Source organism: Constrictibacter sp. MBR-5, from assembly GCF_040549485.1.
Taxonomy (GTDB): domain Bacteria; phylum Pseudomonadota; class Alphaproteobacteria; order JAJUGE01; family JAJUGE01; genus Constrictibacter.
The window spans coordinates 410748-427367 of record NZ_JBEPTK010000001.1 but is presented as its reverse complement, the minus strand read 5'-3'; the positions used below and the strand labels follow the sequence as shown (position 1 = coordinate 427367).

15 protein-coding genes are annotated in these 16620 nt (G+C 68.3%); 1 reads left to right on the top strand and 14 read right to left on the bottom strand.

The genetic code is table 11. The features are described from left to right. Positions 1–42: 42 nt before the first annotated feature. Positions 43–948 (bottom strand): alpha/beta fold hydrolase, encoded by a 906-nt coding sequence (locus ABIE65_RS01990; protein WP_354075178.1) that lies wholly within the window; start codon positions 946–948, stop codon positions 43–45. A gap of 237 nt (positions 949–1185) precedes the next feature. Between ABIE65_RS01990 and ABIE65_RS01985 the strand changes: the two genes are divergently transcribed. Then, on the top strand, positions 1186–1755 hold the full coding sequence (locus tag ABIE65_RS01985; RefSeq protein WP_354075177.1) for a CC0125/CC1285 family lipoprotein: 570 nt from the start codon (positions 1186–1188) through the stop codon (positions 1753–1755). Between the two features lie 353 nt (positions 1756–2108). Here ABIE65_RS01985 and ABIE65_RS01980 read toward each other — a convergent pair whose 3' ends face one another. The 13 genes from ABIE65_RS01980 to ABIE65_RS01920 form a co-directional block, all read right to left on the bottom strand. Next, the gene (locus ABIE65_RS01980) at positions 2109–3626 is read right to left on the bottom strand and encodes a hypothetical protein (protein WP_354075176.1); all 1518 of its coding nucleotides are present in this window, start codon (positions 3624–3626) and stop codon (positions 2109–2111) included. Beyond that, positions 3623–4411 carry a nucleotide-binding protein gene (locus ABIE65_RS01975; protein ID WP_354075175.1) on the bottom strand — a complete coding sequence of 263 codons (789 nt, stop codon included), beginning with the start codon at positions 4409–4411 and terminating at the stop codon, positions 3623–3625. The genes ABIE65_RS01980 and ABIE65_RS01975 overlap by 4 nt, the downstream gene beginning before the upstream one ends. Next, entirely contained in the window at positions 4408–5484 is a 1077-nt protein-coding gene (locus ABIE65_RS01970) for a flagellar biosynthesis protein FlhF (RefSeq protein WP_354075174.1), read from the bottom strand. The genes ABIE65_RS01975 and ABIE65_RS01970 overlap by 4 nt, the downstream gene beginning before the upstream one ends. Before the next feature lie 14 nt (positions 5485–5498). Next, entirely contained in the window at positions 5499–7583 is a 2085-nt protein-coding gene (gene flhA, locus ABIE65_RS01965) for a flagellar biosynthesis protein FlhA (RefSeq protein WP_354075173.1), read from the bottom strand. 38 nt (positions 7584–7621) lie between these two features. Further along, positions 7622–9016, bottom strand: a complete 1395-nt coding sequence (locus ABIE65_RS01960) for a sigma-54-dependent transcriptional regulator (RefSeq protein ID WP_354075172.1) — start codon at positions 9014–9016, stop codon at positions 7622–7624. A 23-nt stretch (positions 9017–9039) separates the two neighbouring features. Further along, positions 9040–9840 carry a motility protein A gene (locus ABIE65_RS01955; RefSeq protein WP_354075170.1) on the bottom strand — a complete coding sequence of 267 codons (801 nt, stop codon included), beginning with the start codon at positions 9838–9840 and terminating at the stop codon, positions 9040–9042. A 43-nt stretch (positions 9841–9883) separates the two neighbouring features. Next, complete coding sequence (gene fliN / locus ABIE65_RS01950) at positions 9884–10237, bottom strand: flagellar motor switch protein FliN (RefSeq protein ID WP_354075169.1); 354 nt, start codon at positions 10235–10237, stop codon at positions 9884–9886. A 30-nt stretch (positions 10238–10267) separates the two neighbouring features. After that, positions 10268–10951, bottom strand: coding sequence for a FliH/SctL family protein (locus ABIE65_RS01945; RefSeq protein WP_354075168.1), 684 nt, complete (start codon positions 10949–10951; stop codon positions 10268–10270). Between the two features lie 10 nt (positions 10952–10961). Next, on the bottom strand, positions 10962–11993 hold the full coding sequence (gene fliG, locus ABIE65_RS01940; protein ID WP_354075167.1) for a flagellar motor switch protein FliG: 1032 nt from the start codon (positions 11991–11993) through the stop codon (positions 10962–10964). A gap of 12 nt (positions 11994–12005) precedes the next feature. Next, the gene (gene fliF, locus ABIE65_RS01935; RefSeq protein WP_354075165.1) at positions 12006–13661 is read right to left on the bottom strand and encodes a flagellar basal-body MS-ring/collar protein FliF; all 1656 of its coding nucleotides are present in this window, start codon (positions 13659–13661) and stop codon (positions 12006–12008) included. A 148-nt stretch (positions 13662–13809) separates the two neighbouring features. After that, complete coding sequence (gene sciP, locus ABIE65_RS01930) at positions 13810–14097, bottom strand: CtrA inhibitor SciP (RefSeq protein ID WP_354075164.1); 288 nt, start codon at positions 14095–14097, stop codon at positions 13810–13812. A gap of 150 nt (positions 14098–14247) precedes the next feature. After that, entirely contained in the window at positions 14248–15870 is a 1623-nt protein-coding gene (locus ABIE65_RS01925; protein WP_354075162.1) for a flagellar hook protein FlgE, read from the bottom strand. Between the two features lie 59 nt (positions 15871–15929). Beyond that, positions 15930–16616, bottom strand: coding sequence for a flagellar hook assembly protein FlgD (locus tag ABIE65_RS01920; RefSeq protein WP_354075161.1), 687 nt, complete (start codon positions 16614–16616; stop codon positions 15930–15932). Positions 16617–16620 lie beyond the last annotated feature (4 nt).

The following is a 16620-nucleotide window of genomic DNA, read 5'->3' as shown; positions in this document are numbered from 1 at the left end:
CAGTGGCGCAACAAGGGCGTCGTCGCGCGGGAGAAATAACCGTCAAGGTTGTGGCTTGTCTCCCGCCGCGTCCAGTTCCCCCACGAATCCCTCCACCGCGTGGACGATAGCCTCGGGCGCGTCCTCCTGCATCAGGTGGCCGCTGTGCGGCACCGCGAGGAAGCGCGCGCCCGGGATGGCGGCGGCGAGCGCCGGGCCGCGTTCGATCGGGATCCAGGCGTCGGCCTCGCCCCAGACCACCTGCACCGGGCAGCGGATCGTCGGATAGAGCGGCTCGACCTCGTCGGTATAGGCCAGGTCCATCTGCGCGATCTGGCGATAGAAGGCGCGCTGCCCGGCCGCGGTCAGCCACGGCGCCAGATAGGGGGCGAGGGCGGAGTCGGGGAGTTCGCGGTGCGCCGCCGTGCGCACGTAGGCCGGCAGTAAGGCGGCGTGCATATAGGCCGGCATGCCGGCGAACGCGGCCTCGTGCTCGCGCACATGCTGCACGAAGGGCGACCCCCAGGGCCGCACGGCGACCGCGTCGATCAGCGTCAGCGACCGGTATGCGGCCCCGTGCAGCAGGTGGGCGCGCAGGGCCGTCGCCCCGCCGAAATCGTGCACCACCACATGCGGCAGGGTGTCGGGGCGCGCGATGCCCCAATGGTCGAGCAGCGCCGCGAAGACCCGCCCCTGCACGGCCAGCGACACGTCCTGCCCGTCGCGCATGTCGGAGCGGCCATAGCCCGGCATGTCGTGGAAGAACACCCGCCGCCGCCGCGCCAGCCAGGGTGCCACCCGGTGCCACTCCCACGAGGAGAAGGGCGTGCCGTGCAGCAGCACCAGCGGCGGCAGCGCCTCCGCACTGCCCTCTGCGGGACCGAGGGTGCCCCAGCGCACCGCCTGTCCCTCGAAATCGAACCGGCCGGGCAGGGGCCAGTCCCGGTCGAGCATTTCGATATCCGTCATGCGCCACCTCGCGTTGCAGAAGCCGCATCCGCGGCCCGTCATCGGTCTCGGCCCGATATGGTACCGCACGACCGCGACGGGACCGGGCGCCGCGCCGTCGCCGCACGAGAAGCGATGTTCGCCTCCGCGGCGGGACCGGCCACGGGGCCTGCGGCCGGCCTTTTTGCCGCCAGCGTGGCACTATCGTCGCGGGTCCTTGTTTGGCGGGTATCGAGACCAGCCACAGGGAGTTCAGCGATGGCCAGAACACGCACTGGCACCTACGACCGCCGCCGCCTCGGCTGTTTCGCCGCCGCCTTCGCCGCCGCGATGGTGGTCGGTGCCTGCGCCGGACCGACCACCTACCGCCAGGCGGATTCGCCCACGGACGAAGGCTATCGCACGACGCAGCTGTCCGAGAACCGCTACCGCGTCAGCTTCGACGGCAACGCCGCCACGTCGCGCGAGACGGTCGAATCCTATCTGCTGTTCCACGCGGCCGAACTCGCCCAGCGCACCGGTCACCCCTACTTCGCCGTCGTCGATGACGAGACCGAACGGCAGGTCGACGTCGAACGCTATTATTCTGCCCCCGGCTTCTACGGCTACGGGGCCGGCCTCGGCTATGGCCCCGGCTTCGCCGGCTTCCCCTACTATTCGACGCTGCCCGGCTACTGGCAACGGCCGCAGGTCGTGACCCGCGATTCCTACGAGGCATTCGCGACGATCGAAATGCTGGATGCGCGCCCGGCGGACCGCAATGACGTGTTCGACGCCAGCAAGGTGACCGCCACGCTGGGGCCGCGAGTCGAGTTCCCGAAGAGCTGACGGTTCGGCCGGCGGTGCGATGCGCTGTGCGGCACGCATAGGTAAATGGTCCGCTATCGTGCTTGGCCTCGGCCTCGGCAGGTGCCATCTGTGAAGACCGGCCGGCCGCCGCCGGGGACGCTGTCGGATATGTGAAGACGAGGCCGTTCGCCGACCGACCCATGAACGGGAAGGAAAGGGAATGAAAGGGAATGAAAGGGAATGTCGCGCACTCGCCCGGGGCCGTCTCGGACCCGCCCTCCGCCGGGCCGGAAACGACTGGCCGGAAACACAGGCGCAGGGAATGAAAAGGAGCGAAAAGGAATGAAAGGGAATGTTCGGCAATGCTCCCTGAACGCCCGGGGAAGGACCGTTCAGGCGAACAGGCCCTCCATCGGCTCCGGCGCATAGTCGACCGAGACGAAGCGGCCGGTGCCGTCGAAGGCGATCTCGCCGGTCAGGTCGTCGGACAGCAGCCGGTCGCGGAAGGCGTCCTCGATGTCGCGCTGGCCGGCCCGCGGCAGCGGCCGCTGCGAGCGCAGGACGATGCGCAGGTGCCGCTCGCGGAAGAAGCCGTCGAGTTGCAGCGCGCCGAGCCGGCTCAGCTCCGTCTCGACCAGGAAGCGCTGGCCGCCGGCCTGGTCGGGGCCGTCGCCGCGGCGGTGCAGGTGGATGCGCAGCTGGCGCAGGGCGTCGTTCTCCCAGAACGGCACCAGCCAGCTCTGCCACGGTCCGTCGGCGTCGGGCAGGCGGCCGATGCGCACGAAGTCGTCGAGCATGCGGGCGAGCGGCTGGCCGCCCTCGGCATCGGCGGCGATCCGCATCAGGTCGTCGCCCAGCCACTGCGCCGGGTCCGAGCGCCGCGCGGCCGACATGAAGAACAGCGCCTCGGCCAGCCCGGCCGGGCCGTTCTGCAAGGCCGGCAGCGCGGCATGCACTAGCGCCGCCAGCGCCGTCGGGTGAGCCGCCGTGTGCGCCGCCTGGATCAGCTGCGCCGCCTGCTCGATCGAGAGCGGCGCGCCGCCGGCCGGCGCGAGCTGCGCCTGGAGCGGCGCGCCGGGCACGAAGCCCGCGGGTGCGCCGGGCGTGGCGCCGAACAGCGCCTCGAGCCGCGGCCAGGCGCTGCCGAGTGCCGCCAGCGTGCCGAGTGGCCCGACGGGGCCGGGCAGGGGACTGGCCGGCAGCAGCGGCAGGCTGCGCCCCGGCTGGAGCGGCTGCGAGGCGTCGAGTGCGGCGCGGCCGAACGGGCCCGCGATCTGCACCGGCTGCAGCGGCGCGCCGCCGAGCACCAGTGCCGGCACCGGCCGTCCGCCGGCGGCGTCCGGCAGGCGCAGCATGATGCGGTCGCCCGGCCACAGGTCGGCCGCGAACTGCGGCGCCGCCCGGCCCGGCTGTGCCGGCGGCGGTGCGACCAGTTCGGCCGTCGCCGGCGGCGGCGGGGCGGTGGGCACGGCGGACGCCGGCTTCGCCGGCTGGGGCGCCGCCGTCTCGCCGGGTTTGGCTGCGGCGCGCGGGTCGGCCGGCGCCAGCGTCACGAGCGCCTCCAGCCGCGCCATGTCGGCATTGGCGCGCAGCAGCAGGGTGGCGCCGCGCGCGAAGGCGTCGCCCAGCGGCAGGGCCGCCGTCCGGCCGTCGGCGAAACGCAGCACCGTCTCGCCGGCGCCGCTGCGCCCCTCGACCGTGGCGGTGAGCGGGCCGGCGCGCAGGAGGAGCAGATAGAGGTCGGCCGGCAGGCGGGCCGTGACCCGCGGTCCCTGGGGCGCCTGTGCGGGCCCCTGCGGGCTCGGCGGCCGGCCCTCCGGCCGCGCCGCCTGCGGCCCGACCTCGGCCACCGGCTGGACGGGTGCCGCGGCGGGGACGGCGCCGGGGGCTGGCCCGCCGACGGTCGTCATCGCGGTGCGAGCAGCCGCTCGGCGACAGCCTCGACGTCGACGGCCGCCTCTGCACCCGGGTGGCGGACCAGCAGCGGCGTCTGGTGGCGGATGGCGTCCGGCACCTTGCGGTCGCGGCGCACGATGCCCGCCAGCGGCGGCTCGGTGCCGAGGAAGCTGCGGCAGGCCTTCAGCAGCGCGCCATAGGTCCGCTCGCCCTCGGCGCGGGTCTCGGCCATGTTGACGACGATGCGCATGTCGCCCTCCGGCCGCTCGGCGTGGCTGAGCTTGATGAAGGCATAGGCGTCGGTGATCGACGTCGGCTCGCCGGTGGTGACGACCAGGCAGGTGCCGGCCAGCTGCGAGAGGCGGCGCACCGTCCGGTCCAGGCCGGCGCTGATGTCGATGATGGTGTCGTCGTAGCCGGCGGCCGCCTCGCGCAGGGCGCGCGCCATCTCGATCAGCTGCGGCAGCGTCAGGCTCGCCAGGCTGCCCGAGCCGGAGCTGCCCGCGATCACGTCGAAGCCGCCGGCGGGGTAGGGGGTGATGGCGCCCTGCAGCGTCACCGTGCCGGCGAGGACGGTGCCGAGGTGGCGCTTGGCGACGATGCCGAGCTGGACGTCGACGTTGGCGAGGCCGAGGTCGCCGTCGAAGACGAGGACGCGCCGGCCCATCCGGGCCAGCGCCGAGGCGAGCGTGACCGAGAACCAGGTCTTGCCGACGCCGCCCTTCCCGGACGCGACGGCCAGGATGCGGCCGGCGCCGCCGGTGCGGCGAACGGCGGGGTCGGTGTTCGGGTCGCTCATCGGACGGACCGCTTCTGGGTGGACGGGACGCCGGGGGCGGCGAGGAGCATCTCGGCGACGCGCGCCGGGGTCGCCGCGGCGAGGCCGTGGGCGATGGCGCGCGAGACGCCGATGTCGGAGACGACGAGGCCGGCGGCCGCCACGGCGAGCAGTCCGCCCAGCCGCCGCGCCGTGTCGGTGCGCGTGACGATGCAGCGCGCGGCACCCGCCTCGCGCCAGACGGCGGCGGCTTCGGCGCTCTCCAGGGGGTCGTTGCCGGCGGCGAAGACGGGCACGATCTGGCCGCGCGCCGCGCGGGCCAGCTTGACGATGTCGGCCACGTCCTCCGGCACGAAGGGCGTGGCGGCCGGCGTGTCGACGAAGACGGCCTCGCAGCCGCCGAGCGCGATCATCGCGTCCTGGATGTCGCGCGGGCCGACGGCCTGCAGCACATCGGTGCCGAGGGCCTCGGCGAAGGTGTTGATCTGGGCGAGGCCGCCGGCTCGGCCGATGTCGGCGGAGACGATGCCGATCCGCCGCCCGGCGATGACCGCCTCGGCGGCCAGCTTGGCGAGCGTCACCGTCTTGCCGGTGCCGGCCGAGCCGACCAGCAGCATCGGCGCCGCGATCGCCGGCGGCGGCGTGTCGGAGAAGCCGAGCGCGCTGCCGAGCGCCCCGGCGAGGGCCTGCTGTGGATCGCTCCAGTCGCCCGCCTCGACCGCGTCGATCAGCGCCTCGGCGATCGGCGGCGCCACGCGGTGAAACGACAGCGCTTCGGCAACGCGGTCGAGGATCCGCTCCGCTCCCATGCGGGGCGGCGGGGCGGGGGCCATCGCGGGCTCGGCGGCCGGCTTCGGCGCCGGCGGGAACTGCGGCTTCGTCAGTCCAGGCCGCTTTGCCGGGCGCTCGGGCGGAGGCGCACTCGCTGCGGGCGGCTGGGCCACCGGCACGCTGCCGTCCGCCGCGGCCAGCAGCATGACGCCGCCGCCCTCCAGGTCCTCGACCTGCACGATGATGGCGTCGTCGCCCAGCTGCTCGCGCACCCGCCGCATGCCGTCGCGCATGTCGGTACCGATGATGGTGCGGAGGAGCACGGCGCGGCCTCAGCTCACACGTGGCCGACGGTCTTGATGCGCGCCCGCGGGTGGATCTCGTTCTGCGAGAGCACGGGCGTGTTGGCCCGAAAGCGCTCGACGATCGAGCGGACGTAGGGCCGGATGCCGGGGCTCGTCAGCAGGACCGGCACCTCGCCCAGCACGGCGCGCCGGTCGAACGTCTCGCGCACCGCGCGGATGAACTCCTGGAGCTTGCTCGGCGCCATGGCGAGCTGCTTCTCCTCGCCTTCGCCGATGAGCGCTTCGGCGAATGCCTGCTCCCAGGCCGCGGTCAATGGGATCAGCGGCAGGACGCCCTCATGGTCGCCATAGGCGTCCGACAACTGGCGGGCGAGGCGAGTGCGGACGTGCTCGGTGATCATCGTGACGTTCCGCGTGAAGGCACAGGCCTCCGACACGCCTTCCAAGATCGTCGGCAGGTCGCGGACCGAGACGCGCTCATGCAGCAGGTTCTGCAGAATGCGCTGCAGCGTGCCGACCGAAATCTGCGACGGGATGACGTCGCCGACGAGCTTCTGGTGCTCCTTCGGCAGTTCGTCGAGCAGCTTCTGCGTCTCGGCGTAGGACAGCAGATCGGCCATGTTGTCGCGAATGAGCTCGGTCAGGTGCGTGGTAATGACCGTCGCCGGGTCGACGACGGTGTAGCCGCGGAACTGCGCCTCCTCCCGATCGCTCTCGCGGATCCAGCGCGCCGCAAGGCCGAATGTCGGTTCGGTTGTGTCCTCGCCGGGCAATGCCACGGTGCCGCCGGACGGATCCATCGCCAGCAGCATCCCGGGCCGGAGTTCGCCCTTGCCGGATTCGATTTCCTTGATACGCAGGACGTAGCCGTTGGGCGGCAGCTGCATGTTGTCCTGGATGCGCACCGACGGCAGCACGAAGCCCATCTCGCCTGCCAGCTGGCGGCGCAGGCCCTTGATCTGATCGGTGAGGCGGGTGCCGTTCTCACCGCTGACCAGCGTCAGCAGCGCATAGCCGAGCTCGAGGCGGACCTCGTCGATCTGAAGGGCGGTTGCGATGGGTTCGTCGGCTGCCGGTGCCTGGGCCGCGGCGGTGGCAGCGTCGGCCGCATCGGTAACTACGGTCGCAGCATTGCGCGCGCCTTGCCATGCCAGCCAGCCGGCCCCTCCCGCAATCGCGAGGAACGGCAGCATCGGGATGCCGGGCAACAGGGACATCGTACCCATCAGGAACGCGCTGACGCCCAGGGCGGTGGGATAGCCGCCGAGCTGACCGAACAGTGCCTTGTCAGCGGTTCCGACGACGCCGGCCTTGGAGACCAGCAGGCCGGCTGCGGTCGAGACGATGAGTGCCGGGATCTGAGACACCAGGCCGTCGCCGACGGTGAGAACGGTATAGGTGGAGGCCGCGTCGCCCAGGCTCAGTCCCATCTGGGCTGTGCCGATGATGATACCGCCGATGACGTTGATGAACGTGATCAGCAGGCCGGCGATCGCGTCACCCCTGACGAACTTCGCCGAGCCGTCCATGGCACCGAAGAACTGGCTTTCGTCCTCCAGCATCTTACGCCGGGTGCGGGCCTGCGTTTCGTCGATTAGGCCCGCCGAAAGGTCCGCGTCGATCGCCATCTGCTTGCCCGGCATGGCGTCGAGGTTGAAGCGCGCGCCGACCTCGGCGATGCGCCCCGAACCCTTGGTGATGACGACGAAGTTCACGATCACCAGAATCGCGAACACGATGATGCCGATGACGAAGTTCCCGCCCATGACGAACTTGCCGAAGGCCTCGATCACCTGGCCGGCGGCTGAGGGGCCCTCATGTCCTTCGCTCAGGATCAGACGCGTCGACGCCATGTTGAGCCCGAGGCGCAGCATGGTTGCGATCAGCAGCACGGTCGGGAACGAGCTAAAGTCGAGCGGCTTCTCGATGAACAGCACCGTCATCAGCACGAGGACCGAGAAGGTGATGCTTATGGCCAGGCACAGGTCGAGCAGCCAGGTCGGCATCGGCATGATCAGCATCACGAGGATGCCGACGATGCCGAGCGCCAGGGCCAGTTCGCCCCGCTTCAGCGCCTTCAATATCGCGGCCGCGGGAGCCTGTGCTGCGTTTGCCATGATGGGGATCTGATCTCAGGCCATCGTCTGCGGGGTCGTCACGCGTAGGTCGGTGACTGAGGCGGCGGCACCCGGACGCCGTCGTCCGAATATTGACGCAGCTTGTTGCGCAGTGTCCGGATAGAGATGCCGAGGATCGTCGCGGCGTGCGTGCGGTTGCCCAGGCAATGGCTCAACGTCCCGATGATGAGGTCCCGCTCGACCGAGTCAACGGTGCGACCGATCAGCATCGCGGGTAGGTCGGCTTCGCCGGCGCGTTGCGCGTCTGCCGGTGCCGATGCGGTAGCTCCTCCGCCTGCCGCCGGCGCGGCGCCGGAGGTCCGATCCGACAGGATGGTGCTCGTCAGGAAGATCGCTTCCGCGCCGATGGTGTCGCCGTGGGCCAGCAGCACCGCGCGGTGCATGGTGTTCTCCAACTCGCGCACATTGCCCGGCCAGCTGTGGCGCAGCAGGAGGTCGCGCGCCTCGCTGGAGAGCGGCCGCGACGCGACGCCGTTGGCGGTCGAGTACTTCTCGATGAAGTGCTCGGCGAGCTTCGGAATGTCGCCGACTCGCTCGCGCAGGCTGGGCAGGCGGAGGTTCATCACATTAATGCGGAAGTAGAGGTCCTCGCGGAACTTGCCGGCGCGGACTTCTTCTTCGAGGTGTCGGTTTGTGGTGCAGACAAGCCGGATGTTGACCTTGACCGGCTGCGCCCCCCCGACCCGGTCGATTTCCCGCTCCTGGACGGCGCGCAGCAGCTTCGCCTGTAGGTGCGGGTGCATCTCGCTGATTTCGTCAAGCAGCAGCGTACCGCCGTCGGCCTCCTCGAACTTGCCGACACGCCGGGCGACGGCGCCGGTGAAGGCGCCCTTCTCGTGGCCGAACAGCTCGGACTCGAGCAGGTTCTCGGGTATGGCGGCGCAGTTGACCGACACGAACGGCTTGTCGGCCCGACGGCTCTTGCGGTGAATGTAGCGGGCCATCAGCTCTTTGCCGGTGCCAGACTCGCCATTGATCAGGATGGTCGCCTCGCTGGGAGCCACCTGATCGGCCAGCCGCAGGGTCCGCTGCATGACCGGGTCGCCATAGACGAGCGCATGGCATTCCTCACCGACGGCAGCCAGCACCGCCGCGATCAGTTCCGGGTCCGGCGGGAGTGGGAGATACTCCTTCGCACCTGCCTTGATCGCGCGAACTGCGGCTGCCGTGTCGGCGCCGATACCGCATGCGACCACCGGAACGTTGATCCGCTCGGACACCAGGCTCGCAATGAAGGATCCGACATCCAGTGCCACGTCGACGAAGGCGAGATCGGCACCCTGGCCGGCGCGCAGCGTCGCGAGGCCCCGGTCGATGGTTTCGGCGTGAAGGACGCGCGCGCCCTTCTTCAGCGCAATCCGGCTGGCGGCGCCCATGTAGCCGTTGAGCGATCCGACGATCAGGAGCCTCATTACATAAATCTCCCGGACTTCGACTAGTTGAACACGTTCAGGCGTTGAGCGGGCGGCAGCAGCGTATTCAGCTGCAGCTCCAGCCGGCGAGGGTTCTCCTGGCGGAGGATCGAAACGAGCCCCGTCAGATAGATCTGACTGACGAGCGCCTCCTCCGTCGCATTCCGCTCCAGCTTCGTGGCGAGCGGTGCGAACAGCATGTTGGCGAGGACCGCGCCATAGAGGGTCGTGAGCAGCGCGACCGCCATGGCCGGGCCGATGGAGGTCGGGTCTTCCAGTCTGCCAAGCATCTGGACAAGACCCACGAGCGTGCCGATCAGCCCCATCGCGGGAGCGACCTCTGCGGCCTTGCGCATGAAGGCGGCTCCTGTCGCGTGGCGTGCTGTGGTGGCCTCGATCTCCTGTCGCAGCGAGGTCTCCACCTCGCCGATCCCCAATCCATCGAGGATCAAGCCGAGGCCGTTGACCAGAAACGGGAACCGGCGCAGCTGTGGCAGCAGCGGCTGCAGCGCGAGGACGCCGCGGCGCCTGGCATTGTCGGCGACGCCGAGGACGAGCAGGGCGGCATCGCGCGGTGCGATCGCCGGGCGGCGGAGCGTGCGCACCAGCACGCGGCGCGCGGCACCGACTTCCGTCCAGCTGTAGGAGGCGATGCTGACGCCCAGCGTCCCGCCGACGACGATCAGGAAGGACGCCGCATCGAGAAAGGCGACCGATGATCCTCCCAGCACAACGGCGGCACCGACCAGCAGGAACCCACTGGCGATACCCAGCACCGTGGCCGTGTCGAACCCCGTGCGCAGCCCGATGCGGGGCAGCGACAAGGGGGCGTCGGCGGAGGCTGATGCAGGGGCGGTCGCCACGTGTTCAGCTCCGGTCCGACTTGATGATCTCGGTCATCGTTACGCCCAGACGATCATCCACCACGACCACTTCGCCGCGGGCGACGAGCCGGTTGTTGACGTAGATGTCTATGGCCTCACCGACCTTGCGGTCGAGTTCGACCACCGCGCCACGGCCGAGCTTCAGCAGCTGGCTCACCTGCATCGTCGCCTTGCCGAGCACGGCCGACATCTGAACCGGAATGTCGTAGACGGCCTCCAACTCGGTCGCTCCGTGCAGGCGCGACTCCGGGTGATCGAAGCGATCGTCGTCGGGCGTCGCCGGCAGGCCGGTCCCGCTACGCAGTTCTTCCAAATTCAAACCGTCCTTGTCGCCCATACGGAGCCTCCAGAGTGGCGTTGCCGCCGGTCATGTGCCGATGTGGTCGCCGGGTTCGCCCCGGGAGGTCGCCGCGCCGCCGGATAGAGCCCGGCTCACCGCGGTTTCGATCTGTGCACTCAGCCTCGCTGCGCTGCGTTCGACGCCACCGTCGGCCCATTCGATCCGACAGTCGCCATCGACCATTCCTTCCTCGGCGAGAATGACGATCTTCCCGTCGAAACCGCTCTCGCCGGCGACCGCGTCTGCGCGCGCCTTCACGAGGTCGAGCATCGCGTCGGAGACGCGCAGGACGATGCGTGGCTCTTCGAACATGTCGCGCAGCGATGTGCGGATCACCGCCTCGATCTCGCCGGCGCCCTCGCGCCGGAGCAGGTCCGGGACCAGCTTGCGCGCCACGGCGAGACCGATCTCCGTCGCCCGCCTTTCCGCAGCCGCCGAGATGGCGGAGATGTCCTCTGCGAGCACATCGAGGCGGCCGATCAAATCTGCGACGGCTTCGGCCGCCAGCCTCTCTGAGCGCCCGCGTTCCGCCTGTTCGCCGGCGGCGTAGCCGATTGCACGAGCCTCGGCGCGTGCCGCCTCGAGTTCGTCCTCGTTGTACGTCGGAGGAGGGGGAGGTGCCTCGTCCTGGACCTCCGGTTCCGCTGGCGAGCCGCCGCTCGCGGCATCGTCGAACGAGACGTCGAACAGGAATTTGCGGATGCTTGCCATCTGCGCGCTCCTAGTAGACGAGCTCGTCGTCGCCCTTGCTGTCGGCGATGACCAATTCGCCCTTCGTGGCCATCTCCTTAGCGAGGTTGACGATGTAGAGCTGCGCCTCGTCGACGTCTCGCAGCCGGATCGGCCCGAGCGCTTCCATGTCCTCCCTGAGAATCTTCGCGGCCCGCTCGGCCATATTGTCGAAGATGAGCTTACGGAGGGTTTCAGACGCACCCTTCAGGCCAATCGCCAGCTTGTCCTTCTCCACCGAGCGCAGCAGCGTCTGGACGCTGCCCGCATCGAGCTTGCCGAGATCCTCGAAGGTGAACATCAGCGCGCGGATTTTCTCCGCGGCGTCGCGATTGCGCTCCTCGAGAACGCCCATCAGCCGGCTCTCGCTGCTGCGGTCGAGGTTGTTGAATATCTCAGCCATGGTCTCGTGCGAGTCACGCCGGCTCGTCCGCGCCAGGTTGTTCATGAATTCCGCGCGCAGCGTGCGCTCGATGTCTTCGAGCACGTCCTTCTGCACCGATTCCATCCGCAACATGCGCATGATCACGTCGACCGCCTCGGTTTCCGGGAGGAGTGCCAGGACCCGCGCGGCATGCTCTGAACGGATCTTGGAGAGGACGACGGCGACGGTCTGGGGATATTCGTTGCGCAGATAGTTCGCGAGGACGTTTTCGTTCACATTGCTGAGCTTGTCCCACATCGTCCGGCCGGCCGGACCGCGAATCTCTTCCATGATCGCCGTGGCGCGGTCCTTCGACAGGACCTTGCCGAGCAGTCGCTCCGTGCTCTCATAGCTGCCGACGAGCGATCCGGTGGACGACAGCCGTTCGCTGAATTCGATGAAGATCGATTCGACCAGCGACGCGGGGATCGTGCCCAGATTGGCCATGTTCTGGGAGAGTTCCTTGATCTCCTCGTCGTCCATGCGCTGGAACAGTTTCCCGGCGTTCTCCTCGCCGATTGCCAGCATCATGATCGCAGCCTTCTCGCGGCCGGACAGGGCGCGCGTGTCGAGAGCCGTCGCTTTGCGGGGGAGGGCCATGGCTTATCCTGCTCAGGCGTCCTGGTACATCCAGTGGCGAAGTATCCCGACTGCTTCGTCGGGGTGGCGCTCGATGATTTCGCCGACGCGCTTCACGGAGGAGGCCTTGACCCGACCCTCGACCTGTTTCACGTCGATCATCCCTTCCTCGGTCATCGTCGGTTCGCCGTCCTCGTCGACCTCGCCGACGATCGCCGTGGCAGAAGGGCCGGCCAGGGCCGCCATCGCCTGCGGCTGGCCGGCAATGAGCATCTGCTGTTCGCCCATCGCTTCGGCTGGTGCCGCAGCGCTATCGAGCAGCCGCGCCATCAGCGGGCGTACGACCAGCAGCAGGACAAGGATGCCCACGATGCCCAGGAGCGCCATCTCCGCGATGCGGAAGATGTCGGACTTTTCCAGGCCCAGCGGGCCCAGGCCGTCGGTGCCGTCGGTGCCGATTTCGTCGGGACGGGCGAACTGCATGTTTACGATCTCGACCTTGTCGCCGCGGTCGGCGTCGAAGCCGATCGCGCTGCGGACCAGGGCCGCGAGCTTCTCCATTTCTTCAGGCGAGCGTGCCTCGTAGCTTGTGGTGCCGCTTGCGTCGGTGACGCTGCGGCCGTCGACGAGCACCGCCGCCGTGACACGGCGGACCGACCCCGACTCACGGACGTGAGTCTTGATGGTCTTCGAAATCTCGTAGTTGACGGTCTCTTCCTGGCGGGCGTTCTTCTCCGACCGGGTGGGGCCGCTGTCCGACTTGGCGGCCTGCGCATCGGGCAGATTGTTCGCGACGCTGACGCCGCTGTCCTTCTGGCCGTCGCTCGACTGGCTGTTGTCCGAGATCGTCTGGGTCGAGCGCACGACCTGCTGCTCGGGATCGAACGTCTCGGAGTTCGTCGTCACGCGGTCGAAATCCATCTCCACCGCGATCTCGGCGCGAACCTTGCCGAATCCGAGGGAGCGCTCCAGCAACTCTTCGACCGTGCGCGCGAGACGGCGCTCATACGCGGTCCGCATCTCCTGTGCCGTGACCGCTGCCAGCGAGCCCACATTCTCCTCGCCGCCGCGTGCCAACAGGTTGCCACGGTCGTCGATGATGGATACGCGCGAGGTGCTGAGCTTCGGCACGGCCGAGGCAACGAGGTTCTGGATCGCCATCACCTCCTGGCGCTGCAACTGCGTCGCACCACGGAGCGACAGGATGATGGACGCGCTGGGCGTATCGGCGTCGCGGCTGAAGATCTCCCGCCGCGGCAGTACGAGATGGACGCGTGCCGACTGGATATTGTTGATCGTGCGGATCGACCGGGCGATTTCGCCTTCGAGCGCGCGGAGGTGGTTGATCCGCTGCGCGAAGCTCGTCGTGCCGAGGGCCGAGCCCTTGTCGAATATCTCGTAGCCCAGGCTGCCGCCCGAGATCAGGTTTTCCTCCGCCATTGCCATGCGAAGACGTGCGGCGCGGCTCGCCGGGACCAGGATCCGGGTTCCGTCACGGCTGAGCTCGTAGGGCACGTTCATCCCCTCGAGCTTTGAGACGACCTTGCCGCTGTCGGCGGAATCCAGGTCGCTGTAGAGGATGGCCATTTCCTCCTGCGAGAGGCGGCCCGTCATGAATACGAAGAAGGCGAGGAGGCCGATGCCGACCGCACCGAGTGCGGCCAGCCGTGTCGGTCCAAGCCTCGCCATCGTTTGAAGGAACGCTGCCACCGGCCCTGCCGCCCCGCTGTCCGAGGAACACGCGCCGGAAAGGTCTCGTCCGGCACGTGGAAGCTAGGGCCGGCAGCGTGAAGAAGGCGTTAATGCCCGGCAAAAACTGCCCACCGGGAGCGTCACCTCATGCGCTGCAGACCTCGCGCCGGTACGTCTGGACGCGGGTCGTCCGCAATCCCTGCAAGCCGTGCGTTTCGATGAGGCGCTGCCATGCGAGGAACTCCTCCACGGACAGCCTGTAACGCTCACAGGCTTCTTCAAGACTCAGCAGGCCGCCGCGAACCGCGGCGACGACTTCCGCCTTGCGGCGGATCACCCATCGCTTGGTGTCCGCCGGCGGCAGATTGCTGATCGTAAGAGGGTCTCCGCTCGGGCCGATCACCCGCGCCGCCTTGTCGGTTTCTCCGGACATGCCTGTCTCAGACCTCGTGAAGAGCTACGTGCTGCATGCGAGAGTAGGCGACACGGGTGAATGATTACCTAAGTCCCAGGGTTAACAGCGACGATTTGCCTAAAAAGCAATCAGCGGCGATGGGCGCCGCGCCCCAAACTTCCTAGAGTGTCATCGCTTCAACTGAGACAGTTCCTGCAGCATTTCATCCGCCGTGCGGATGATGGTGGCGTTGGCGGAGTAGGCCCGCTGTGTCGTGATCATGCTGGTGAATTCCCCAGCCAGATCGACGGTGGACGATTCGAGAGTCCCCCCCGTGACGGCTCCGGCTCCGTTTTCGCCGGAGGCGCTGAGGAACATGCCGCCGGAGGCGTTCGTCATCTGGTAGGCATTGCCGTCGCGGATGGCGAGGTTCTCAGGGCTCGCGAAGCGGGCGAGCGGGATCCGGTAGACGGGGCGCGACTGGCCGTTGTCGAAGAGGGCGACGACCAGCCCGTCATTGCCGACGCTGACGCCGGAGAAGGCACCGAAGGCAATCCCGTCCTGGTTCACCGAGCCCACACTGTAGGATTCACCGAAACTGCCCATGCCGCCGCTTCCGTTCGGAGAGGCGAAATTGAGCGTGATGCTGCTGTCGGCGGCCATGGTGGTGGAGTCAGCCCAATCGATCCCGAACGTATGCGTGCTGGGGCCTGCGAGCGTGCCGTCCTTGTTGAAAGTGACATAGGTGCTGGCGCCGCCGGTGAGCGTATCCGCAGCATCATCGGTCGCGACCGAGAGCTTCCACGACGCCCCGGCAGGGTTGAGTTCTGCCGCGACCGTGGCAGCACCAGTCGCCACCTGGGTCAGGCCGGAGAGATCGAGGCGCAGCACGCTGTCGGTCGTATCGCCCGTCCAGTCGACCGAGATCTCGGCATCGGCCGGTGTGGTCAGGTTGCCTTCGGCGTCGAACGCGAGTGCGATCGGGCCTCCCTGCACGGTGCCGTCCGCAGTGCTCGCAGTCAGGCTCCAGTCGTTGGTCGCGTTCCGCGTGTAGGTGAGGTTCAGGTCGTGAACGTTGCCGTCGGCATCGGTGACGCTGCGGACGACGCTGGTCGGTGACTGTGCGGCACTGAGCTGTCCGGTCGAGGCGATCGTATCGACCTTCAGCCATGTCAGAGTCGACTGATGCGAGGTGCCCACCGCGTCGAACAACTCGACCGGCGTCTCATAGGTGTCGCCGACCTTGGCGTTCGCGGGCATGTTCGCGGCGAGGCTGACGTTCGTCGTCCCCTGGGCGGCGAACTCCAATCCGCTGAGATTGATCGGCTCCAGGTTCGCGTAGCTGGTCTGGTTCGGCGTTATGGTATTGCCGTTGGTGCCGACATAGTTGCCCGCAGCATCGGTCCGCCAGCCGGTGAGGAAATAGCCGGAGGTGTTCTTCAGATTTCGATTGGCGTCGAGCGTGAAGGCGCCCGCACGCGTGAACAGATTCTCGCCGACCGCCTCGCCGTCGCTCACGGCGGAATTGACGATGAAGAAGCCCTCTCCGGAGATTCCGAGGTCGGTCCCCGATCCGGTGGCCTGCAGAAGGCCTTGCTGGCGGATCAGGCTGCCGGCGGTTGCCTTGACTCCGCCCGCCGATGCGTCGAGCCCGCCGTTCCAGTGGCCGGTGACGAGCGAGGAGAACTCGGCGCGGCTGCCCTTGTAGCCAACGGTATTCACGTTCGCGATGTTCTGCGAAATGATCCCGAGCGACGTGCTCTGGGCGGAAAGACCGGAAACACCGGAATACATAGCGCTGTAGAGGCTCATGCCTTTGGCTCCATCCTACCTGGTCGCGGAAACGCGAGGGCCTGCGTGGACGATGTCTCTCAGACGTCTTCGGCGGCGGTCTTACGCACCGCGACGATTTCCGTCATGGGGATCTGCAGCCCATTCACGTTGAGCTGCATCTGGCTGTTGACGTTGGTCACCTCGCTTACCCCGCCGGTGTACCCAGTCTGCGCCGACAGGGCGACACCGTCGGCATCCTCGGCGATGAGCTTCAGCGTGTAGGTCCCGTCCTTGAGGGTGTTGCCGCTGGAGTCGCGGCCGTCCCACTCGATGCGCTGGATTCCGGTATCGGTCGTCCCGGCGATCGTCCGCACCGTCTTTCCATTGGCGTCGAGGATCTGCAGTGCGACGGCGGTGGGCTTGCCCGAGACCGCATAGAAAAGTTCGGCCTGTCCATCCTGCAGCGGTACCTCGTCGCTCAGCACGTCGACCGTCTGGCCCACATAGCCGAAGGCCGACTGCATCTGGTCGCTGATCTGGAGGTCGACCAAGTCGGACAGGTACTTGTTCATGTTCACCGACTGCTCGACTTGGCTGAACTGGACCAGCTGCGTCGTGAACTGGGTCGCGTCCATCGGCGAGAGCGGGTCCTGGTTCTGCAGCTGCGTCGTAAGCAGCAGCAGGAACCGGTCGAAGTCGCCGGCAATAGAGCCGTCCTTCGTCGTGGTAGCCTGGGTCGTGGCCGAGGCCACGGGAGTGTTGGTCAAGGAGTCGACGCTCGTCATCGTT